This is a genomic window from Frateuria defendens, assembly GCF_001182895.1.
GTDB lineage: Bacteria > Pseudomonadota > Gammaproteobacteria > Xanthomonadales > Rhodanobacteraceae > Frateuria_B > Frateuria_B defendens.
On the sequence record NZ_LFQR01000272.1, the window covers coordinates 1 to 720 of the forward strand.

At 64.7% G+C, this 720-nt stretch carries 1 tRNA gene; it reads left to right on the forward strand.

The window, feature by feature from the left end:
- Positions 1-280 precede the first annotated feature (280 nt).
- Positions 281-354, forward strand: a tRNA-Gly gene (locus ACH65_RS18240).
- The last annotated feature ends 366 nt before the right edge of the window (positions 355-720 follow it).

Consider the following 720-nt stretch of genomic DNA (forward strand, 5'->3'; position numbering starts at 1 on the left):
CGCCGAGCAGCGCGGCGAGGAAGGGGGCGCCGAGCCACGACAGCGCGCGGCGGGCCTGCAACGATGCCTTCATGGCGGACTCCGGGAAACCGGGACGGGCCGCCGGGCGCGCCGCCTGCCCTGGACGCACGCGCACCCGGCTCAAGCCGATTATGGGCACGGAGCAGGGCGGCCGCGGCGGCATCGCGCCGGCCTATTCAGCCGGGCGCCATCTTGCCGGAGCGGGCGCGACCGCGGTGATTCCCAAGCCCGACACTCCCGGGTTACCATCGACGCCCACGCGGGTGTAGTTCAATGGTAGAACCTCAGCTTCCCAAGCTGATGGCGTGGGTTCGATTCCCATCACCCGCTCCACTTGAGCTTCCATGGAAATCCACCGGATTCCATAAGCTGCTGTCGACGGAGGGTTTTTCCCTCGGCGGCCTCCAGCGAGATCCACCGACTTCCACCCGCTGCTGTGCCCCGACACCAGCGATATGGGCGCGGCCCAGGTATAGCGCCAAGAATAGTGGTCAATACCTAGCCTGACTTCCAAAGTTGCCTGAGAGCTTTCGCGACGAGCGATCAGGATGAAAACACGTCACCGATGCGCGCCGCCGTTGAGGGCAGGGGCGCTCCATGACGTACTCCTTGATTTCTGAACATCGAGGATATCGCCACAAACGTCCGCAGGGCTAGCCGCAGCCAAGATCAAGCTGTGTCGCAAAAAGTGGAACGGCC